The 17,594-nt window shown below is 53.5% G+C and carries 20 protein-coding genes and 1 pseudogene; 4 read left to right on the top strand and 17 right to left on the bottom strand.

Annotated features, from left to right (window positions below; translation table 11 throughout):
- Nucleotides 1-180 precede the first annotated feature (180 nt).
- From DL346_RS07625 to DL346_RS07605, 5 genes are all read right to left on the bottom strand, one after another.
- On the bottom strand, nucleotides 181-663 hold the full coding sequence (locus tag DL346_RS07625; RefSeq protein ID WP_112881411.1) for a disulfide oxidoreductase: 483 nt from the start codon (nucleotides 661-663) through the stop codon (nucleotides 181-183).
- Complete coding sequence (locus DL346_RS07620; protein ID WP_112881410.1) at nucleotides 660-1,385, bottom strand: DsbA family protein; 726 nt, start codon at nucleotides 1,383-1,385, stop codon at nucleotides 660-662. Before DL346_RS07620 ends, DL346_RS07625 begins: the two co-directional genes overlap by 4 nt.
- A gap of 74 nt (nucleotides 1,386-1,459) precedes the next feature.
- A complete protein-coding gene (locus tag DL346_RS07615) occupies nucleotides 1,460-3,403 on the bottom strand; it encodes an ATP-dependent DNA helicase (RefSeq protein WP_240633060.1) in 1,944 nt (647 codons plus the stop codon).
- A gap of 107 nt (nucleotides 3,404-3,510) precedes the next feature.
- A complete protein-coding gene (locus DL346_RS07610) occupies nucleotides 3,511-3,708 on the bottom strand; it encodes a cation transporter (protein WP_112881408.1) in 198 nt (65 codons plus the stop codon).
- A 13-nt stretch (nucleotides 3,709-3,721) separates the two neighbouring features.
- A complete protein-coding gene (locus DL346_RS07605; RefSeq protein WP_112881407.1) occupies nucleotides 3,722-4,255 on the bottom strand; it encodes a hypothetical protein in 534 nt (177 codons plus the stop codon).
- 242 nt (nucleotides 4,256-4,497) lie between these two features.
- Between DL346_RS07605 and DL346_RS07600 the strand changes: the two genes are divergently transcribed.
- Entirely contained in the window at nucleotides 4,498-4,968 is a 471-nt protein-coding gene (locus DL346_RS07600; protein ID WP_112881406.1) for a C40 family peptidase, read from the top strand.
- Between the two features lie 24 nt (nucleotides 4,969-4,992).
- Here DL346_RS07600 and DL346_RS07595 read toward each other — a convergent pair whose 3' ends face one another.
- Entirely contained in the window at nucleotides 4,993-6,276 is a 1,284-nt protein-coding gene (locus tag DL346_RS07595) for a chloride channel protein (RefSeq protein WP_112881405.1), read from the bottom strand.
- A gap of 142 nt (nucleotides 6,277-6,418) precedes the next feature.
- Between DL346_RS07595 and DL346_RS07590 the strand changes: the two genes are divergently transcribed.
- Nucleotides 6,419-6,574, top strand: coding sequence for a DUF1540 domain-containing protein (locus DL346_RS07590; RefSeq protein ID WP_112881404.1), 156 nt, complete (start codon nucleotides 6,419-6,421; stop codon nucleotides 6,572-6,574).
- Nucleotides 6,575-6,701: 127 nt separating this feature from the next.
- Here DL346_RS07590 and DL346_RS07585 read toward each other — a convergent pair whose 3' ends face one another.
- The 3 genes and pseudogenes from DL346_RS07585 to DL346_RS07575 form a co-directional block, all read right to left on the bottom strand.
- A complete protein-coding gene (locus DL346_RS07585) occupies nucleotides 6,702-7,520 on the bottom strand; it encodes a sugar phosphate isomerase/epimerase family protein (RefSeq protein ID WP_112881403.1) in 819 nt (272 codons plus the stop codon).
- A gap of 76 nt (nucleotides 7,521-7,596) precedes the next feature.
- A pseudogene (locus tag DL346_RS07580) lies at nucleotides 7,597-9,359 on the bottom strand (ABC transporter ATP-binding protein).
- A 62-nt stretch (nucleotides 9,360-9,421) separates the two neighbouring features.
- Nucleotides 9,422-10,372, bottom strand: a complete 951-nt coding sequence (locus DL346_RS07575; protein WP_112881402.1) for a serine hydrolase domain-containing protein — start codon at nucleotides 10,370-10,372, stop codon at nucleotides 9,422-9,424.
- Between the two features lie 107 nt (nucleotides 10,373-10,479).
- Between DL346_RS07575 and DL346_RS07570 the strand changes: the two genes are divergently transcribed.
- Complete coding sequence (locus DL346_RS07570; RefSeq protein WP_112881401.1) at nucleotides 10,480-11,244, top strand: alpha/beta hydrolase; 765 nt, start codon at nucleotides 10,480-10,482, stop codon at nucleotides 11,242-11,244.
- An 88-nt stretch (nucleotides 11,245-11,332) separates the two neighbouring features.
- On the opposite strand, the gene DL346_RS07565 is transcribed toward DL346_RS07570, so the two are convergent.
- Nucleotides 11,333-12,682, bottom strand: a complete 1,350-nt coding sequence (locus DL346_RS07565) for a beta-propeller fold lactonase family protein (protein ID WP_112881400.1) — start codon at nucleotides 12,680-12,682, stop codon at nucleotides 11,333-11,335.
- A gap of 237 nt (nucleotides 12,683-12,919) precedes the next feature.
- On the opposite strand from DL346_RS07565, the gene DL346_RS07560 reads away from it, so the two are divergent.
- Nucleotides 12,920-13,576 carry a class I SAM-dependent methyltransferase gene (locus DL346_RS07560; protein ID WP_112881399.1) on the top strand — a complete coding sequence of 219 codons (657 nt, stop codon included), beginning with the start codon at nucleotides 12,920-12,922 and terminating at the stop codon, nucleotides 13,574-13,576.
- A 126-nt stretch (nucleotides 13,577-13,702) separates the two neighbouring features.
- Here DL346_RS07560 and DL346_RS07555 read toward each other — a convergent pair whose 3' ends face one another.
- From DL346_RS07555 to DL346_RS07530, 7 genes are all read right to left on the bottom strand, one after another.
- The gene (locus DL346_RS07555) at nucleotides 13,703-13,912 is read right to left on the bottom strand and encodes a hypothetical protein (protein WP_112881398.1); all 210 of its coding nucleotides are present in this window, start codon (nucleotides 13,910-13,912) and stop codon (nucleotides 13,703-13,705) included.
- Nucleotides 13,913-13,994: 82 nt separating this feature from the next.
- Entirely contained in the window at nucleotides 13,995-14,336 is a 342-nt protein-coding gene (gene uraH / locus DL346_RS07550) for a hydroxyisourate hydrolase (RefSeq protein WP_112881397.1), read from the bottom strand.
- The gene (gene pucL, locus DL346_RS07545; RefSeq protein WP_112881396.1) at nucleotides 14,333-15,361 is read right to left on the bottom strand and encodes a factor-independent urate hydroxylase; all 1,029 of its coding nucleotides are present in this window, start codon (nucleotides 15,359-15,361) and stop codon (nucleotides 14,333-14,335) included. Before pucL ends, uraH begins: the two co-directional genes overlap by 4 nt.
- Before the next feature lie 30 nt (nucleotides 15,362-15,391).
- Nucleotides 15,392-15,892: a 2-oxo-4-hydroxy-4-carboxy-5-ureidoimidazoline decarboxylase gene (gene uraD / locus DL346_RS07540; protein ID WP_112881395.1), complete on the bottom strand. Its 501-nt coding sequence runs from the start codon at nucleotides 15,890-15,892 to the stop codon at nucleotides 15,392-15,394.
- On the bottom strand, nucleotides 15,889-16,041 hold the full coding sequence (locus tag DL346_RS28970) for a hypothetical protein (protein ID WP_165822402.1): 153 nt from the start codon (nucleotides 16,039-16,041) through the stop codon (nucleotides 15,889-15,891). Before DL346_RS28970 ends, uraD begins: the two co-directional genes overlap by 4 nt.
- Before the next feature lie 298 nt (nucleotides 16,042-16,339).
- Entirely contained in the window at nucleotides 16,340-16,978 is a 639-nt protein-coding gene (locus DL346_RS07535) for a nucleotidyltransferase family protein (protein WP_112881394.1), read from the bottom strand.
- 227 nt (nucleotides 16,979-17,205) lie between these two features.
- On the bottom strand, nucleotides 17,206-17,538 hold the full coding sequence (locus DL346_RS07530) for a hypothetical protein (RefSeq protein WP_112881393.1): 333 nt from the start codon (nucleotides 17,536-17,538) through the stop codon (nucleotides 17,206-17,208).
- Nucleotides 17,539-17,594: the final 56 nt, after the last annotated feature.

Below are 17,594 nucleotides of genomic sequence, written 5' to 3'. Positions count from 1 at the left end.
TACATGATAGCAGAAACCCTATAGGCGGGACAAATGAACGGGTAAATGTCCTTGAAATGTTCATAATTTGGCACTTCTATCCTGATTGACAGAAAAAATGCATACTTATGCAGTCGAATTGATGAGAAAACGGCTCGTTTTCGCACAAAAAAAAGAAGCCCGCATGGGCTTCTACTCTTATTATAAGGTATCTTGCACGCTTACCGTTTCTTCCGCTTGCTCTTCCTCTTCCGCCAAATCCTCTTCGGAACGGCGCGCATTCAGCATCAGCATCGTGATGAGCGCAAAAGCGATCAGGGCCAAGAACGGAATGGTCACATACCCGCCGAACCAGTCAAGGTAATCGTCGCTGCAAGGGACGCCGACGGTACAAGGAAGCATCTTGGCAAGAGCCGGAATTTGCTGCTCCGCATAATGGTACGCAGAGATCAGTCCGCCGACGAGCGAGAGCGGCCAAATATACGGGATCAGCCTTCTGTCGTTCCGGTAGCTGGCCATACCGAGCAGCAGCACGAGCGGGTACATGAAAATGCGTTGATACCAACATAGATTACATGGAATAAAATGCATGTTTTCGCTTAAATATAAGCTCCCGCCCGTCGCCGCAATGGATACGATCCAGGCAAGGTATAATGCGTATTTGCCGAAGAATCCGCGGCTCATTCGGATTGACCGGCAGCCAACGCTTCATCGATGGCTTTCTTGATAGCCGCGTAGTCGCTGAATTGACCCGTAAACTCTTCTCCGTTAATGAACAGCGTCGGCGTCGACAGGACCTTTGCCGCATTCGCTGCTTTGGAATGCTTGTTAACCTCCGACTCGTATGTCCCCTCTTCGATATCCTTCTTGAGCAGGTCAAGGTCGACATCAATTTGGTTGTCCTTCGCCAGCTGGACCAAATATTCCGGCGTCGCCCATACGGTGTGCTCATCCTGCTGGTTCTTGTAGAGCGCATCGAAATATTTCCAGAATGCATCGTTATTCTGGTGGTACACGGACTGCGCGGCAATCGCGGCCGTCGTGGAATCTTCGCCGATGAACGGGAAGTTAATGAAATACAGCGCTACCTTGCCGGATTCGATATATTCCTTCTCGATCTGCGGCTTGATCTGCTGGCTGAACACCGCGCAGGACGGGCATTTGTAATCGCCGAATTCGACGATTTTGACCGGCGCGTCCGCTTTGCCGAGAATCGGCAGCTGGTCGTATTCGAATGCGGTAGGATCGGGCTTAGGCGTAAAAATCAGGGCAGCGATAATGCCCAGTACGGCGACGATGCCTATTGCCCAGAACAGCTTCCTCATCGCCTTGCGCTGCTTCTCCTGCTTCTCCGCCTCGGCTTTGCGCTGGCTTTTGTACGTGGATTTCTTCATTGGCTGCGACATATATGGATTCCCATCCCTTTCTATGAGCCTATTCTATTCAAATTGTAGAGACAGATTTACTAGATGTCAATTCGCTAGACGCTCAGGAGCTCCGGCCGGACGCCTTCGGGCAGAATGCGGTTCACTTGATCCAATACTCGTTCATCCGCAAGCTCATTTCCCATGATCGTAATCAGCCCTGAGTCCTCGCTTCTGCGAATGAGGCGGCCAAGTCCTTGCTTCAACCGAAGCAGCATATAAGGCATGTCCACCGTTTCGAAAGGCGCCGCAGCATCTCTGCGTTTCGCGGTGAATACCGGGTCTTGAGGCGGGAACGGAAGCGACCACATCATAACGTGCGACAGCGACGGTCCCGGGATATCTAGTCCTTCCCAGAGCGTAACCGCGCATAGCACGCTTGCTTCGTCGCTTTGGAAGGCGTCGATCAAGTGGCTGATTTCCGCCGTTCCCTCGAACAGAAACCGGAATGCGGCAAAATCAGGGATGGCCGCAATATCCAACTTGAAGCGGAGCAGCTCTTCTTTCGACGGGAACAGAATGAGCGCACGGCCCTGCGACTGCTGCAGCCGTGCGAGCGCCAGCTTCAATTTCTTTTCCTGGCCGCCGATCGCGGCAACTGCCGCGCTCATTTGCCGCTCATAGTCGTAAGGCGAAGCGACCGAGAACGACAGCGCCTGCCGGATGCCAAGGCTGGCGGACATATAATCGAAGGATCCGCTCACGGACATGGTGGCGGAAGAGAACACGATCGGCATGTTTTTCGAGAACACGCGCTCTTTCAAGATCTCCTTAACGAGCTTAGGCATAATGACCAGCGTTATGCCCTCCTGCTCCTGTTCAATCCATGAAATCAAGCCGCTCGGCCGCTTGAACAGATTAAGGGCTAGCTGCAGCATTTCCAAATGCTCTTCCACGATGGTCAGCTGATAGGCGTCAAGCGTGAACAACCCGCTTTCGAAGACGAGCTCCTCTTCAATAGCCGCAAGCACGGCACCGAACCGGTTCACTTCCTTTAACAGTTGATCCGACATCACGACCTCCCGGCGCTCCGACCCCGCGATTGCGCGGCTGCTTGATTCAAGCAAGCGGAAAAGATGTTCGCTTTGCTCGATTGCTTCATCAATTGTCACCGCGAGCGATTCGCGGATTTCGCCATTCAGGAGACGCGTAATGATGGATTCGAATACGCTGTGCTTTAATTTGTAGGTAAGTGCTTTCTGTGCGGCCGTTTCGAGCAAATGCCCTTCGTCAAATACAACCGAGCTGTGCTCCGGCAGCAGCGGCAGCTGTCCTTCGCGTTTACGCGCCTCATAGGTCCAAACATGCTCCATGTAGAAGTCATGCGAGCAAATGATGATATCCGCCGCCTTGCGGTAATGCTCGCGCGAAAGCGTCTGGCCGCAACGGTGACGGCGGCTGCACACGAGACAGTCCTGGAACACATCCCAGCCGATCGCTTTCCACTGCTCATCCGTCAGCTCCGGATAGTCTTTCCGGTTGCCGTAAGGGTAGAAAGCTTGCATCGTCGCCGGATTGTGGACGAAATCGGGAAGCGAAGCGTAAATGGAGCCATAGGCTTCCGCATCCTCGATGCCTCCCCGCGCGTCTTCCAGCTTATTCAAGCATATATATTGATCCATCGATTTGCCGAGCCGCGCATCGATTGTCAGATCCAAGTGGCGCGCTAGCTTGGCGATATCGCCTTCCGGCTTCACCAGCTGCTCGATCAGCGACTCGTCCGCGCATGCGATAATGGCCGGTTTTCGTGTATAACGCGCATAGTTAATGGCGTAAAGCAAGTAAACGAGCGTTTTGCCCGTGCCAACACCGGCCTCCGCAAAAATCGTTTGTTTCTCGCTATAGGCCCTTTCCAATTGAAAGGCCATGTAAATCTGCTCGTCCCTCAGCTCGAAGCCGGCTTCGGGCAGCCGCTCATAGAACACATCCGCAATCCAATCGCTGGCTTGCTGGATGAAAGATTGTTTCGGATCAAAGTCAAACGGATACGTATTTGCCAATTTCAAAGCCTCCAGCATTCAGTCAGGATTCAAACTGTAATCATAGCATGGTTCCATATAAAAAGGCTAATCCGAAAAAGGATTAGCCGGCTTGTAACGGTTGCCAATCAGACGACATCGAAACCTTGATCTTCGATCAGCGACTTAATCCGGTCCAACGTGATCGCAGTCTCCTCGAAATGAACCGTGACGCGGCTGCCCCTCAAATCGACCTTCGCCGCAACGCCGCTCTTTTTCAAAGCGCCTTCGATGCTGTTTACGCAATGCTGGCAGGACATGCCTTTCACTTGAATGACCGTTGTCATCGCTCATCTCTCCTCAGCTTTGATACAAAAACACGGCAGCAAGCACGAATACGCCCAGTCCGAATGCGAACGGATGCAGCAGCGGCGTCTGTTTGGCTCCGTCGGCCGCTTCATTATTCTCTTCCTGCGACTCCTCCCGGATCAGCTGCAAAACAATCAATTGTATAAATAGATACAACACGTCGATGAAGAGCACCATCATGGCAGCGTGCTTTCCGGCCATGACGCCCAGCATCGCTCCCATCATGCCGCCCATGATGCCCGCAAGCATGCCGTCCAGCGCTGCCATCGTACTAACCGGCTTTCCCGCCAAATAACCGCACACGACTCCGAGCAGCACGGCTCCCGCGGTAGGAACGGTCAGGTCTTGCGGATAGAGGATGCCTGCGATCGTGCCGACCGATACGCTCGTCATCATCCCGATCGTCATCGCGATCATCATGCCGGCCATGCAGCTTAGGAAAGGACTTCTAATGTACGTACGCATAATCGACCAGCCGGACAAGCCCGTAACGGCGAGAATGCTCCCAATATAAAAGTACAGCATCGTACAAACGCTCCTTCGTCGCCTCATCATTCCAAGAATGTATTCGGACGCGTCTGTCAATATGCGTTCTATGAATATTTTCTAATCGATTTCTCATAATTCGGCTCAATCCCTTGTCTCATGCGATGTATACGCTTTCTAAGTAAATGATGGAAATTTTAGATGTGCTATAGTGTTTGAGCGGGCAATTGGTCCTGCGCCAAATTGCACATCATGAATCACATCATAGGGGGAATATGATCATGAAAAACAAACTTACTAAAATCGTAATGAGCGTAACGCTTAGCTTCTCTTTGCTGCTTGGCGGCACGGCAGCCTTTACAGCAAAACCTGCGCATGCAACTACTACTACAGAAGCGAACAGAATCATCAGCACAGCTAAAAGATATCTTGGCACACCATATAGATTCGGTGCTTCGACGAGCACGACGCGTTACTTCGACTGCTCTTCTTTCACTAAATACTTGTATAAAAAGCAAGGCATCTACCTGCCGCGTGAGTCCAAGGACCAAGCTAAAAGAGGCCGCTATGTCGGCAAGAGCAACTTAAAGAAGGGCGATTTGGTCTTCTTTTATAAACCGATCCACCATGTAGGCATCTACATCGGCGACGGTAAAATCATTCACACGTACGGTAAGCCTGGCGTTATGATTTCCAGCATCAGAACCGGCTGGTGGGCTAAGCATTACACGACTGCACGCCGCGTATCTTAATAAGAATGACGCAAGAAGGAACGCTCATAAACGAGCGTTCCTTCTTTTTTTGTATTGTTGATGCAGCAATTGAATGCCTGGGACTCGAATGTAATACTTCGGCCGGTTGACGCCCGCCAACTGCGCGCTGTAGATCCCCGTATGACCGGAAACCATATAGCTGACCACGCAAGCGAGCAGCATGTATCCCGCGCCTGCAGCGCCGAACAGCTCCATACCGAGCACAAAGCATGCAATCGGCGCGTTTGCCGCTCCGGCGAATACGGCAATCAAGCCGAGGCCCGCCAGAAATCCAGCATTCATGTGCAGGAACGGCGCTAATGAGCTGCCAAGCGTTGCTCCGATGACGAAGAGCGGCGTAACTTCACCGCCAAGATAACCGGAGCCTAGCGTGACGACGGTAAAAATGGTTTTCCATATGAAGGCCGCCGCCGGCAGGTCCTCCTGAAACGACTGCAGCAAGAGCTGCAGGCTCAATCCCAAGTAATCGCGCGAATCGGCCGCATAGACAAGGGCGATCACGATAAGTCCGCCAACGAAAGCTCTTGCCCAGCCTGCAGCGATCAACTTCAAGAGAAAGAGTTTGAATCCTTGAACCGATACTGCAAACAGCAAGCTCATCAAGCCGAATGCAATGGAGGCAAGCATTACGTTCAAAACAACCATCCAACTAAATGAAGGTATTTCGCCCATGTCGTACGCCAAGTGAGCGATTCCCCATGCGAGCGTCGTATAATTTCCGATCAAAGCCGCTGCCAGACAAGGCAGAATAGCGGAAAAAGCAACCCGTCTGCCCATCGTCACTGCTTCCAGCGCAAAGATCATTCCCGCCCATGGCGTACCGAATACGGAACCGAAGCCCGCACTGATGCCGCATAGCAGCAAGACGCGCCGTCCCTCCGCATCGGCTTTCAGCAGTCGGCTCAGCCAATCCGCCAGGCTTCCGCCCATTTGAACGGCTGTACCTTCACGTCCGGCCGAACCGCCGAAAAGATGCGTGATCCAAGTGCCGATCAGAATAAACGGCGCCATCCGAAAAGGCACTTCTTCAAACGACTCAGCTTTCCGATCGCCACGCCGGACTTGCTCGATGATCAAGTTGTTTCCCTTGCTTGAATTACGGCCAAACCTCGCATACAACAAGCTGACAGCCGCACCTGCAAGCGGCAAAACATACAGCAGCCAAAAATGCTCGATCTGAAGATAAGTTGCATATTCGAGACCAGCCAAAAATAAAGCGGCAGCCGATCCGACAATCATTCCCGTCAAAGCCCCATACACCAGCCACAAAATTTGCCTCTTCATCATTCCCCAATTCGCCTTCCGTTCCGCGTTCTACGATATGTTCCATCATAGCCGCTAAACCGCGAAAGGCGCAATAAACTTCGCGGCAAAGGTATAAAAGGCATGACAAAAAGACCATCCTAGATGGGAACGGAGGTGATTTATAATGGCAAAGGATGTACTCTGCGAAGTGAATTCCTGCAAGTATTGGGCGGCAGGGAACCACTGCAACGCTTCCTCGATCTATGTCGTCAACAATCGCGGGAAGCAAGCGCATAATTCCGAAGAAACAGATTGCAAAACGTTTGAGCCTAAAATCTAATTCAGCTTCACTCAGAAAAATGAGCCGCCTCGTCCAGAAGGCGGCTCATCCTGTCCTTCTATACATTAGTATAGCCAACAGTGATAATAATTATCATTGAGAATGGAATTTCCGAATTTTTAACGGCTTACGCCTGCCATTTTTTTACGTTTTCTTTGAAACGTCTATAGATCCAATCGTTTACTTCCCACAGATCCGCAACCGGTACGTTCGTGTGCGGCAGCGTGTGCATATAGCCTGGAGGGCCGAATTCCGGCACTACCGTGGAGATCGCGTTACCTTGAGCGGCGCGGCTTTGGATCATTTCTTTCCACCAGCCCTCGAACAAAGCGACTTCGGTTGCATACTCCGGTGCCGACGGATCCGGCACTTGCGGGCCTTCCGCATAGCCTACGCGGGCATGAATGTGGAGCGTGCGGGATATGGCGATCTCGATGTCCGCTCTATTGTCAGCCAGATGCGATTCGCAAACGCATGTCCAGTGGCTGAAGTCCGCCGTAATTTTCAGCTCTGGCAGTGCTTCCAGCAAGCGAGCTGTCGTCCAAGGCGTAAACATCGCGCGCTGGCGGTGCGTTTCATGGCCGACTGCAAGGCCTGTCGAACGTTCAACGGCAAGCGCCTGCTCGAAGAAGCTAACTTGCTGCTCAAACGTAAAGTGGTCGCGCGCGCTGTGGGAGTTGACGAACAGCGGCTTGAAGGATACCGCACGCTCTACTTGCTCCGCGAAGCTGGCCGCATGTGCCGCATGATCGCTGCCGCCCGTGAAGATTTGCGGAATAAAGTCAAATTGGAACTCTTGAAGCAGTTCCTTGAATTCATTTTCGTGCTCGGCATCCGGCATCGGCGTTTCGACACCGTCGAAGCCCGCAGCTTTAATCCGAACAAACATATCCCGGTAAGGAGTGCCTTCCATCCCCCAGAGTGCTTTCAAAAATTTCGTTTGCATCGTATATTCCTCCCTGACATTCACTTGATTGATTAAAATTGCCACCCTTAACTATACACGGGCCCGTCCATGCTGACTACTCTAATTCTACGGTTTCTTTCTCTTGCAGCCGTAGCTGCTGCGTGGCAAATTCCAAATACATCGGGTGCGTCTCCAGCAGCTCCGCGTGCGTGCCGCTGCCCGTCAGCCTCCCCTTCTCGATAAACAAAATGTGATCGGCATCCACGACCGTCGACAGCCTGTGGGCGATGACGAGCCGACCATTAAATTTTTGAGCGCTTCCTGCACGACAACCTCGGATTTGCTGTCGAGGCTCGACGTTGCCTCGTCCAGCATCAATATTTTCGGGTCGCGCAGCAGCGCCCTTGCGATGGCAATCCGCTGACGCTGACCGCCGGAGAGTTTGATCCCGCGTTCGCCAACCTCTGTATCATAACCGTTTGGCAGCTCGCTAATGAATTCATGTGCGTAGGCCATTTCGGCTGCCCGCACTATGCTCGCCTCGCTTACTTCATGACCGATGCCATAACATAGATTGTCCCGAATCGTACCCGCAATCAGCGGGCTTTCCTGCGAAACATAGCCGAATTGACTGCGCCAAACCTCGAGATTAAAGCGGTCAATCGGATCTTGGCCGAGCTTGATGGAGCCGCCGGTCGGCTCGTAATACCGTTCGAGCAGCGAGAAAAGCGTGGTCTTGCCGCCGCCGCTGGGGCCGACAATCGCCGTTACCGTACCCGGCTCGACGCGAAAATCAAGCCCCGACAAGACCGGCTCGCCGTTCGAATATTGAAAGCTGAGGTTATTGATCGAAAGGGTCTGATCCGCTTTCACGACGGGAATGCCGCTCTCATGATCCTCCTCCGGCGCATCCAGAATCGTGATGATGCGTTCCGTGGCGCCGACCGTCTTCTTGAATTGCGTAAAGAACGACGTAATTTGCGTCATTGGCATGACGATCTGAATGAGATAAAGAATGAATGCGACCAGCTCGCCGGCCGACAATGCGCCGGATGAGACGCGCATGCCGCCGTATCCGATAATAACGACGAGCAGCATCATCATGACGAAGAACATGAGCGGCGCGATCATCGCTTGGATGCGCGCTTCCTTCAAGCCGAACTTAAACAGCGAGTTAATGCCTTTGCTGCCGGCTGCGTATTCGCGCTTCTCGGCATTCATTGATTTGACGAGCCGCACTTCGGACAGCACCTGCGTCAATGTCGTCGTAAACGAAGCGGTTTCCTCCTGCAGTCCTTTCGATACCAGATACATTTGCCTGCCGAGCGGTGCCATGAATAGCGCCGCGACCGGAATGACGCCAAGCATGACGGAGGTCATTTGCCAGTCCATATAGAACAAGACCGCGACGGAGCCGATGACGGATATGATACCGGTCAAGAAATTCGTCAAATTATCCGCGATAAGCTGCTTCACGATACCGGTGTCACTGGTCATCCGGCTGATCGTTTCTCCCGTCCGATGGTTATCGTAGTAGCTGACCGGCAGCTTCAGCAGCTTCCGCCACAGCTTGTCGCGCAGGTTGGCGACGACGCGCTGCCCGATCGCGTTCAGCAAATACATGGACAAGCCGCTTGCCAGCGCTTGGAGGACGAAGACGCCGCCGAACATGGCGATTTGCTGCCAGCTCAACCGGCTGATGGAGAAGCCGTCAACGAGATTTTTCGTAAACAGCGGAATAACGAGCGAGATCAGCGTTCCGATCAATCCCATCGTAACGGCGATGATGATCAGCCCTGCGGAGGGCCGGGTCTGCCGGATCAATCGGATCAGCTGCTTCCAATTTCCTTTTTCAACTTGATTCGGGCGTTCTTCCATTCGGATCAGTTCCTCTCTAATCTGTTCGTACGCTATAAGCATATCAGCGGTTTTTGAACAGATTATGAACAGAACGGAACGATATGCTTATACAGCAGCTCCTTCGCGTAGATCGCGCCGCTCTTGCCTTCGGGCTCCTTGCGGATCGCGGCAACCAGGTCGAGCGACGGCACGATGAATATGTACTGGCCGCCGTAGCCTTTGGCAAAGCAGCAATCCGCCACGCCGTTCTGCGATTGCAGCGATATCCACCAATGATAGCCGTATTCGCCGAATATCGGGGGCTCGTAATGGGCAAGTCCTTTGTGATGCACCGATGTGGAGACTTCGACCCACGACCGCGGAATAAGCTGATCCCCTTCCCAGCGGCCGCCCTGTAAGTATAGCTGCCCGAATTTCGCCATATCGTTCGACGTCAAATGCAGGCCTGCTCCGCCTTCATAGACGCCATCATGGCTGTTCCATCTCGGCTTGCGAAAACGCAGCGGCCGGAACAGCTTCTCTTCCGCATACGCGTAGGTTGAAGAGCCCGTGGCTTTCGTCAGAATCGACGAGAGCAAATGAGAGCCTCCGGAATTGTAGGCGAATGCTTCTCCGGGATCTTGCGCCATCGGCTGCGAGAGGATAAATACGATCCAGTCGTCGGTCCGCTTCATTTTCCAATAAGGCTTGTCAAAATCCGGCCACTCAAGTCCGGAGGTCATCGTCAGCAGGTGCTTGATGAGGATGCGGCTCTTGCGCTCATCGGTATTCAACCCCGGAAAATAGTTGGAGATCGGCTCCTCGATGCCGCCTATGTACTTTTCTTCGATGGCGATGCCGATAAGCGCGGAGAGGATGCTTTTCGTGCAGGAATACACCGCGGCCAGCCGGTCCGCCCCGCTGTCATGCCACTCCATTAGAAGCTCGCCGCGCCGCAGAACGATCACATCGTGTATTTTCCAAACTGCAAGCTGTTCCCGAAGCGTATCTGTCAGGAGCTCTTGTCCTTGCATCGCCGCTTGCATTTTCATTGTTTTGCAGCTCCTTTCTCTATGCAGCTTCAAGTTCGACCCAAATCGTGTAAAATGAAAGAGCTAGTCCTAACCACATCTTCTATAACCGGAGGTTGAACTTAAGCATGGCATTAATCCAATGCGATTTCCATTCCGAAATACTCGGTTTATCGATGTCGATGAACGTTATTTTACCACAGTCCGCCCCTTCGCAAATCGGGATGGCCTCCAGCGCCGGCTCGGCAAAGTTGAAGACGCTCCTTCTGCTGCACGGCTTATCAGACGACCACTCCATCTGGCTGCGCCGGACCTCGATCGAGCGTTACGTCGCGCCGCTAGGGATCGCCGTCGTAATGCCGGCCGTTCACCGCAGCTATTATGCCGACATGGATAAAGGCATGAAGTATTGGACTTACATCAGCGAGGAGCTGCCTGCGATCGCCCGCTCCTTCTTCCCGCTCTCGGACCGCCGGGAGGATAATTTTGTGGCCGGTCTGTCGATGGGCGGTTATGGTGCGTTCAAGCTGGCGTTCAATTTCCCGGAGCGCTATGCGGCGGCAGCCAGCCTGTCTGGCGCTCTTGATGTGAGAAGCTTTCATGACCGCTTCCCGGCGGATTACAATCTGATTTTCGGGACGCACGAGAAAGCCGATGCGCTTCCCAACAATGTGTTCCTGGCCGCCGAACGTCTCACCGCTTCCGGCAAGCCGGTTCCAAAGCTGTTCCAATGCTGCGGCACCGAGGATTTCCTGTACGAGCACAACACCCGGTTCCGGGATCATGCGCTCAAGCTGGGTCTTCCGCTCGAGTATGAGGAAGGGCCGGGCGAGCATGAGTGGGGCTATTGGGATGCGAACATTCAGCGCGTGTTGAATTGGCTCCCGCTCTAAAATTGATCAAAAAAGATAACAAAGCCGCGGAGGAAGGAAGCTTATTAGCTTCTTTCCTGTCCGCGGCTTTGCTTGTGAGAAGGACGGTTCAATCGAGCAAAATCGGTGAAATAGCGACGCCAGAAGGAAAGCTGCCCGTTGGCAAGATGGCGATCGGGAGCTGGCTTGCAACATCAATGACGGCGACGTAGCCGAAGGTCAGTATCGTCACGTACACCTTCAACCCATCCGCCGTTATCGCGATATCGCTTGCATTGCTGCCTGCCGGGAGCTCGATGCGGGTCAAAATCTCGTTGCGGGACAGATTGATCACGACGATCTCGTCGCCTCCGCGTATCGCCACATACGCAAGCGCGCCGTCCGGTGTTATGACGAGCTTCTGGGGGTCGTTGCCCTCATCGAGCATGATTGTCGCCGCAATCGCGCCACTCTCCGTTTGAATCGCGTAGACCCGCTCGAATCGGACGTCCGTCACGTACGCGATCGCCCCGTCAGGCGTAAATGCGATCGCGGACGGCTTCGCTCCCGGCGGCAGCTTAATCATCGACTTAAGGGCATGCGTGGCCGTGTCCAACACCGCAATGCAGCCTTTGTTGATTAAGCAGCAGTATGCGTGCTGACCGTCCGGCGTCACGGCCAGCGCGATCGGATCGCTGCCCGGCGGGAGCGGAATGAGCTTGACGAACGCTCTTGTTTCCGTATCGACGACAACGATGTAATCCTCCATCATCGTCGTCACATACGCTTTGCCGCTATTTCGCGAAATGGCGACCGCAAGCGGCACAGCCCCTTGCGGAAACGTAATTTCGCCGACAATGGCGTGGGTCATCGCATTGATGATTTTGACCGTTTTATCGCCTTGACAAGTCACGAACACTTCCCGTCCGTTCGGCGTAAAATCAAGCTGCCGCGGACTGCTCCCGGCCGGAAACGGGATGGTCGCCACTCGCGTGTTGGTCGCGGTCTGAATCACCGTAACGGTATGTCCGGTGTGATTGGCAACGTAGGCGTGCATCATTTCGTCCATGAGGGCGGTCATCACCTGCAGATTATGCTGGGCGATCATCTCGCCCCTCTCATCCAGCTCGGCCATCGAGGCGAACACTTCTCCCGCGGCAAGCCCCCCGGCGGTGATGCTGACGCCAAAGACAGGCCATTCCCTCACGTCGTGCTGAACCGTAAACGTACCGCTGGCATACCCGACCGGCTGCAGCTCGACGATCGCGAGTCTCCGCATGACCAGCTTCCCGTACCCTCCTCCCTGTTGCTCGCCGTACAGCGGCGGCGGCTCATGCCCGCCAGCCTCTTCCGACGCGATCGTATACACCTGAATGCCGGCCGACGCTTGCTGCCTTCCGCGGTTCATGACTGTAATTCTTAGGCTTGCCGTGCGCCTTAACTCTCGGTTAAACAGCAGCCCTGTGTCCAAGATCGGCAAAGGGGACGCCTCCTCTACTCTTCCATTCCTCTATCGTATGAGTCGCTAGAGCAAATGGCTCGAGGCATATCACTAGGTGGAAATAGTAGATTGCAGCCCTAATTTTTAAATGATATATGCCCTTCCGAAGATAGCAGTCATCGAATAGGATAGTTTAACTAGAAAAGGGAGAGAGGCTAGCGACCGAGGAGTTTCCATGTTTCGGGCATCGATTTTTCATTGGAAAGGAGACTATTGATGGGAAAATTAATAGATTACTTTGAAAATAATAACAAACGGTTGATCGATAAATGGACGCACTATTTCGATATTTATGAGCACCATTTTGGCCGCTTTGTCGGCCGAGATGTGAATATTTTGGAAATCGGGGTGTTTCATGGCGGGTCCCTTCAAATGTGGAAGCATTATTTCGGAAAAAAGGCCTCCATATTTGGAGTTGATATTAACCCTCTATGTAAGTCATTTGAGGAAGATCAAATCAAGATCCTGGTAGGCGATCAAGGTGACCGGACATTTCTGAGGGAGTTAAAGCAATCTTTGCCTAAGATAGACATTATCATCGACGATGGCGGTCATCTCATGCACCAGCAAAAAATCACATTCGAGGAACTTTTCCCTACCCTTTCTCCCAATGGGGTTTATCTTATTGAGGATTTGCATACAAGCTATTGGGCAGAGTTTGGGGGCGGATTACGCAACCCCAATAGTTTTATCGAATATTCCAAAAGCTTGATTGACAATTTAAATGCTTGGCATTCTCGTAATCAATTATCTCCAGACAATCATTTCACGTCCTCAGCTTGGTCGATGAGTTATTATGACAGCATGCTGGTTATCGAAAAGAGACCTCAGCAACAGGGTATTAGAAAAGTCACTGGAAATCCGTCCATGTAATGAACGGCAAGTTAAAGAGCCATCCCCCAAAGGATGGCCTTTTGTTTTATCTGGCGCGCTCCTATTCCAGCTGAATGGTTCACTAAAAAAAGCTCCCCGGATACCCGGAAAGCTTTATTCCTGCCGTTAGCCCTGCGGACCGTCAGAGAACAGCGCGCGAATCTCTTCCAGCCTGGCCAGCATATGCTTAAGCTCGATCGCCAAAAAATCTTCGTTCGCCTGATTGAACGCTTGCTGCAGCTTCGCGAGGCTTGCGGTCGCTTCCGGCAGCAGCTTGAACGCTTCTTCGGCATGCTTGTAAAAGGGATGGACTTGAACGGATTGCGGTTCTGACATGGCTTTTCACTCCTTGCGCGTGTGCGTATGTAGGCAGCCTTTACTCTACCATTTCGCAAGGAAATATGCAAAACCTTCCAGACTAGCTGCCTCTATATGTGCTGTAACCCCCTGGCGCGACAAGCAGCGGGATATGATAATTCGCCTCCGGATCGTCGACGACGAATCGGACGGGTACCAGATTCAGAAAATTGCCGTCTCCGAAATAACCCCCGACATCGAAAACAAGCTCATACTCGCCATAGTGCAGCTCCCCTCGGCTAAGCAGCGGCGCATCCACCCGGCCGTCCGCGTTCGTGTGCACCTCCTTGATCAGCTGGGGCGCCCTGCCGAGCGAGGAACGGACCCAAAGCTGGATGCGCATGCCGGCTGCCGGCTTGCCGCGCGTCGTATCGAGCACATGCGTAGTCAGCTGCCCCCTCATGGCGAAACGACCGGCTTTCCTTCAGTTTGGGCCTCCGGCCCGGCATCGTTCCCGAGCTCATTCGCTAGCTGGAAATCGCCGCGCTCCGCATCCGCTCTAGTCAGCGAAAAGCCCTGGAAACCATATGGCGGCCTCGGTTCCGTATACACGCCGGCATGCGTGAGCGGATCGGGCTCGACGACCGTTTCCCACGTGCGGTTGTTCGACTCGAAACGGACCTCGGCAAGCTGCGGGAACCGGGTCAACAGTTGCAGACCGATCTGACAAACCAAATATTGTATGGACGGCGACTGAACCGCATGGAAAACGGATTGGGCCAAGTCCCGGATTTGCTCCGCCGCGACGTATCTCTCTCGAGCGCCGTCCAGCGCATCGTCAATGTCCGTATAGCGCCAATAGACATTCAGATAAATTAATAGCGGCCGGTCATAGCTGTCCGGCAGCGTTGTATATTCATCGCGGATAAAACCATGGAACGAGCTGCCGCTCACCTTGATCAGCTGCACATCCTCCAGCCCGCAGAGATGCCCAGTGCGGACTGCCCCGCCTTCAGGCGCGCGCTTCAGCTCTAACGCAGCTTGAGCATGCTCGTTATGCGAACGGCGGAAGACGAGCCCGCTTTCGCGATGTCCGGCCGCGTCGCCGACTGGCAGCGTCTCGAACGGCAGCCGCGCTCCGCGGATTTCGATCTCGTCGATGTGAGGATAGCGCTCGAGAAAAGCTTCTGCCGCATAAGCCAGAAACCCTTCCGTCGTGCTTCCCCCGTAGCTCGCTGCATGCCGGAGGATGAAATTTTTCATCGAATCGGTGGCGACGACGTGTGAATTGTCACCTTCGCTGAAAGAGCCCAGCAATGCTTCACCGCTGACGGAGAACGTTACGTTGTGAGCAAAAATGACATTGGCATCGCCTCGGTAAGCCGATTCCGGAATCGGCGCAACAACTAGCGGTACCGCATACGTGCGATACGTCAACACGTCGCCTTTGCCATAATAAAGCGTCCGGCCGTCTCGAAGCTTCATCATGCCGCATCCTCCCCTCGTGTAGCGATAAGCTTATTCCTCAATCAGATCGATCAGCCGCAGCAGCGTAATCCGATGAATCTCAAGCAGCGCCTGCTTGCGTTCTTGCTGAACCGTATGGCCCAGCCGCTCCTGCATGGCAGCGAGCAGCTCCGCTTTCGTTTTCCCGCGGACCGCCATAATAAACGGAAATCCGAACTTTGCCGTATACGCGGCGTTCCGTTCGGCAAACACGCTGAACTCTTCAGGAGTCAGCTCGTTCAGTCCCGCGCCGCGCTGCTCAGCAGCCGAATAAACCGTCAATTGTACGCGCGAAGCCAAATCCGGATGGGCGCGCAGCAGACTGGTCACCTGTTCTTCATCGGCGCCTTTTACCGCTTTCATCATCGCCTCGTGCAGCTCGCTTATGGAGTGGAACGGTCTTCTCTCCCAAGCTCTCTCCGCGACCCAAGGCGAATGCTCGAACACGCCGCCGAGCTGTGCCAAGAAGATCTCTTTGCCAAACGTGTTCAGCTGCCATAAACTAATGCTCATAAGCTGCACCCCGCAATCGCGGCTGCCGTCTCCGCTTTGATTTCGCCGAACGTGCCGATGAGTTCAATTGGTTTGCCGCCGCAGGCAAACGCGTTTGATTTGCAGCTGGCCTCCTGAAATTCATACAGATGCCGCTCTTTTTCGCTCAAGCCGGATCCCTCCTTGTTCGATGGCCCGCGCGGATGATGCCGCCATAGCCCGCACACCGCATTGCTTGCCGGTCAGCACTTCCTAGAATTCCGCCGGCGCCGGATTCGGCCCTGCTGCCGCATCCGGCGGATGCCAATCTAACGGCAGGACAGTCATGGTGACGATCATCCTGATCACCTCCGAACAAGACCCGCTCTCTAATATATAAGGCGAAAAGGCTAATAACATTCACGGCAGTCAACAGAAGAGTAAAGACTTAACGTAAACTTATATGACATATATTAAATTTCTGTACCGCTACTTGGCTTTTAATTGCAATCGGGACCAAATCCGTTTCGCTTTCTCTAGCTGTTCCATCGTATCGACGTCGAGAAACGCCCATTCGGCGGCATGCCGCACTTCCTTGCCCCTGTATTCCGGCGACTGCAAAAGCTGCCATGCTCCGCTGTCTCCCTGCAACGCGCATAGCATCGGGAACAAGGACTTGTTGAATATGACAGGCGGCCCTACAACTTCGCCATACCTGCAAGCAACGAAATCCGCGGCAGGATCGTCCCGGTATACCGATATAAGCCGCCTCAGCAGCGATGCCGATACAAACGGCTGATCCGCCAGCGCGATTAACGCCGCGTCCGCGTCCTCCGCCATTAGCGCTTGCACCCCTCTCTTTATCGAGCGGGACACCCCTGCATGCGCATCGCGGCAAGGCGCAATACGGTATTTTGGGAGGGCGCCATGCCGTTCCCTGCGGTCATAGAGCCACAATAGCGGATCTTCCGGCCGCACGACCACGATGATCGGGCGAACTCCGGAATGCCGCAGCTCAAGCAATGCCCGGCTCCCAACCGTAATACCGGAAGCAAGCTCCATCGACAGCTTCGCTTCGCCCATCCGCTTGCTTGACCCGGCCGCTAAGTAAATACTGCCGATTTTCATTGCGCTCCTCCTCCGCTTGATATTGCCGCAGCCCGAACGATCAGCAGCTGCGATGCCGCGCTCACGTTCTTTGTGTCATCTTATATAACATGATAGGTTGAAAATTGTAATAATTCAAGTCAATTATGTTATATAACCTTACATATTCTATGCCAAAAAAACCTTCTTGCTGCACGTCCGACACGTTACAGGCAAGAAGGTTTTTCAATAGCCTATTCAATTGGTTGTTATTGCATGTATGGTCTTCCTGAATTAGCGGGCAAGCTGCTCTTTACTTGAGCCATGGCTTGCTGGATTCGCTTCTGTATGAGCTGGATCTGACGTTTCTGAGCATCCATCTGCATTTGCAGTTGATTCTCCGCCTGCTTCAACTCCTGCTCAATGTTATACAACTCTTGAACGAGTTGCTGCACTTGCTGGGAATTGCGGTCCAAGCCCGCGCTGCGCAGCGCCTGCTGCGCCTGCATTTGCTCCTGCTGCTGCTTTTGCTTCACCTGCTCTTGGAACTGTTCATAGCTTAACTGCTGGCTGTTGAACGGTTGCCCGCTTTGCATATTCATAGATAGCCTCCTTGCGCGAAATCTTGTTCCGGCTTAGAGTGCCCCCATCGCTGGAT

The organism is Paenibacillus montanisoli (assembly GCF_003268025.1).
GTDB lineage: Bacteria > Bacillota > Bacilli > Paenibacillales > Paenibacillaceae > Paenibacillus_Z > Paenibacillus_Z montanisoli.
The sequence above is the reverse complement of the archived record's forward strand: the minus strand, read 5'-3'. Positions and strand labels throughout refer to the sequence as shown.

Coding starts and splice junctions, on each gene's coding strand:
- DL346_RS07625 (WP_112881411.1), bottom strand. CDS start 663: ATGAGCCGCGGATTCTTCGGCAAATACGCATTATACCTTGCCTGGATC.
- DL346_RS07620 (WP_112881410.1), bottom strand. CDS start 1,385: ATGTCGCAGCCAATGAAGAAATCCACGTACAAAAGCCAGCGCAAAGCC.
- DL346_RS07610 (WP_112881408.1), bottom strand. CDS start 3,708: ATGACAACGGTCATTCAAGTGAAAGGCATGTCCTGCCAGCATTGCGTA.
- DL346_RS07605 (WP_112881407.1), bottom strand. CDS start 4,255: ATGCTGTACTTTTATATTGGGAGCATTCTCGCCGTTACGGGCTTGTCC.
- DL346_RS07600 (WP_112881406.1), top strand. CDS start 4,498: ATGAAAAACAAACTTACTAAAATCGTAATGAGCGTAACGCTTAGCTTC.
- DL346_RS07595 (WP_112881405.1), bottom strand. CDS start 6,276: ATGATGAAGAGGCAAATTTTGTGGCTGGTGTATGGGGCTTTGACGGGA.
- DL346_RS07590 (WP_112881404.1), top strand. CDS start 6,419: ATGGCAAAGGATGTACTCTGCGAAGTGAATTCCTGCAAGTATTGGGCG.
- DL346_RS07585 (WP_112881403.1), bottom strand. CDS start 7,520: ATGCAAACGAAATTTTTGAAAGCACTCTGGGGGATGGAAGGCACTCCT.
- DL346_RS07575 (WP_112881402.1), bottom strand. CDS start 10,372: ATGAAAATGCAAGCGGCGATGCAAGGACAAGAGCTCCTGACAGATACG.
- DL346_RS07570 (WP_112881401.1), top strand. CDS start 10,480: ATGGCATTAATCCAATGCGATTTCCATTCCGAAATACTCGGTTTATCG.
- DL346_RS07560 (WP_112881399.1), top strand. CDS start 12,920: ATGGGAAAATTAATAGATTACTTTGAAAATAATAACAAACGGTTGATC.
- DL346_RS07555 (WP_112881398.1), bottom strand. CDS start 13,912: ATGTCAGAACCGCAATCCGTTCAAGTCCATCCCTTTTACAAGCATGCC.
- uraH (WP_112881397.1), bottom strand. CDS start 14,336: ATGAGGGGGCAGCTGACTACGCATGTGCTCGATACGACGCGCGGCAAG.
- pucL (WP_112881396.1), bottom strand. CDS start 15,361: ATGATGAAGCTTCGAGACGGCCGGACGCTTTATTATGGCAAAGGCGAC.
- uraD (WP_112881395.1), bottom strand. CDS start 15,892: ATGAGCATTAGTTTATGGCAGCTGAACACGTTTGGCAAAGAGATCTTC.
- DL346_RS07535 (WP_112881394.1), bottom strand. CDS start 16,978: ATGAAAATCGGCAGTATTTACTTAGCGGCCGGGTCAAGCAAGCGGATG.
- DL346_RS07530 (WP_112881393.1), bottom strand. CDS start 17,538: ATGAATATGCAAAGCGGGCAACCGTTCAACAGCCAGCAGTTAAGCTAT.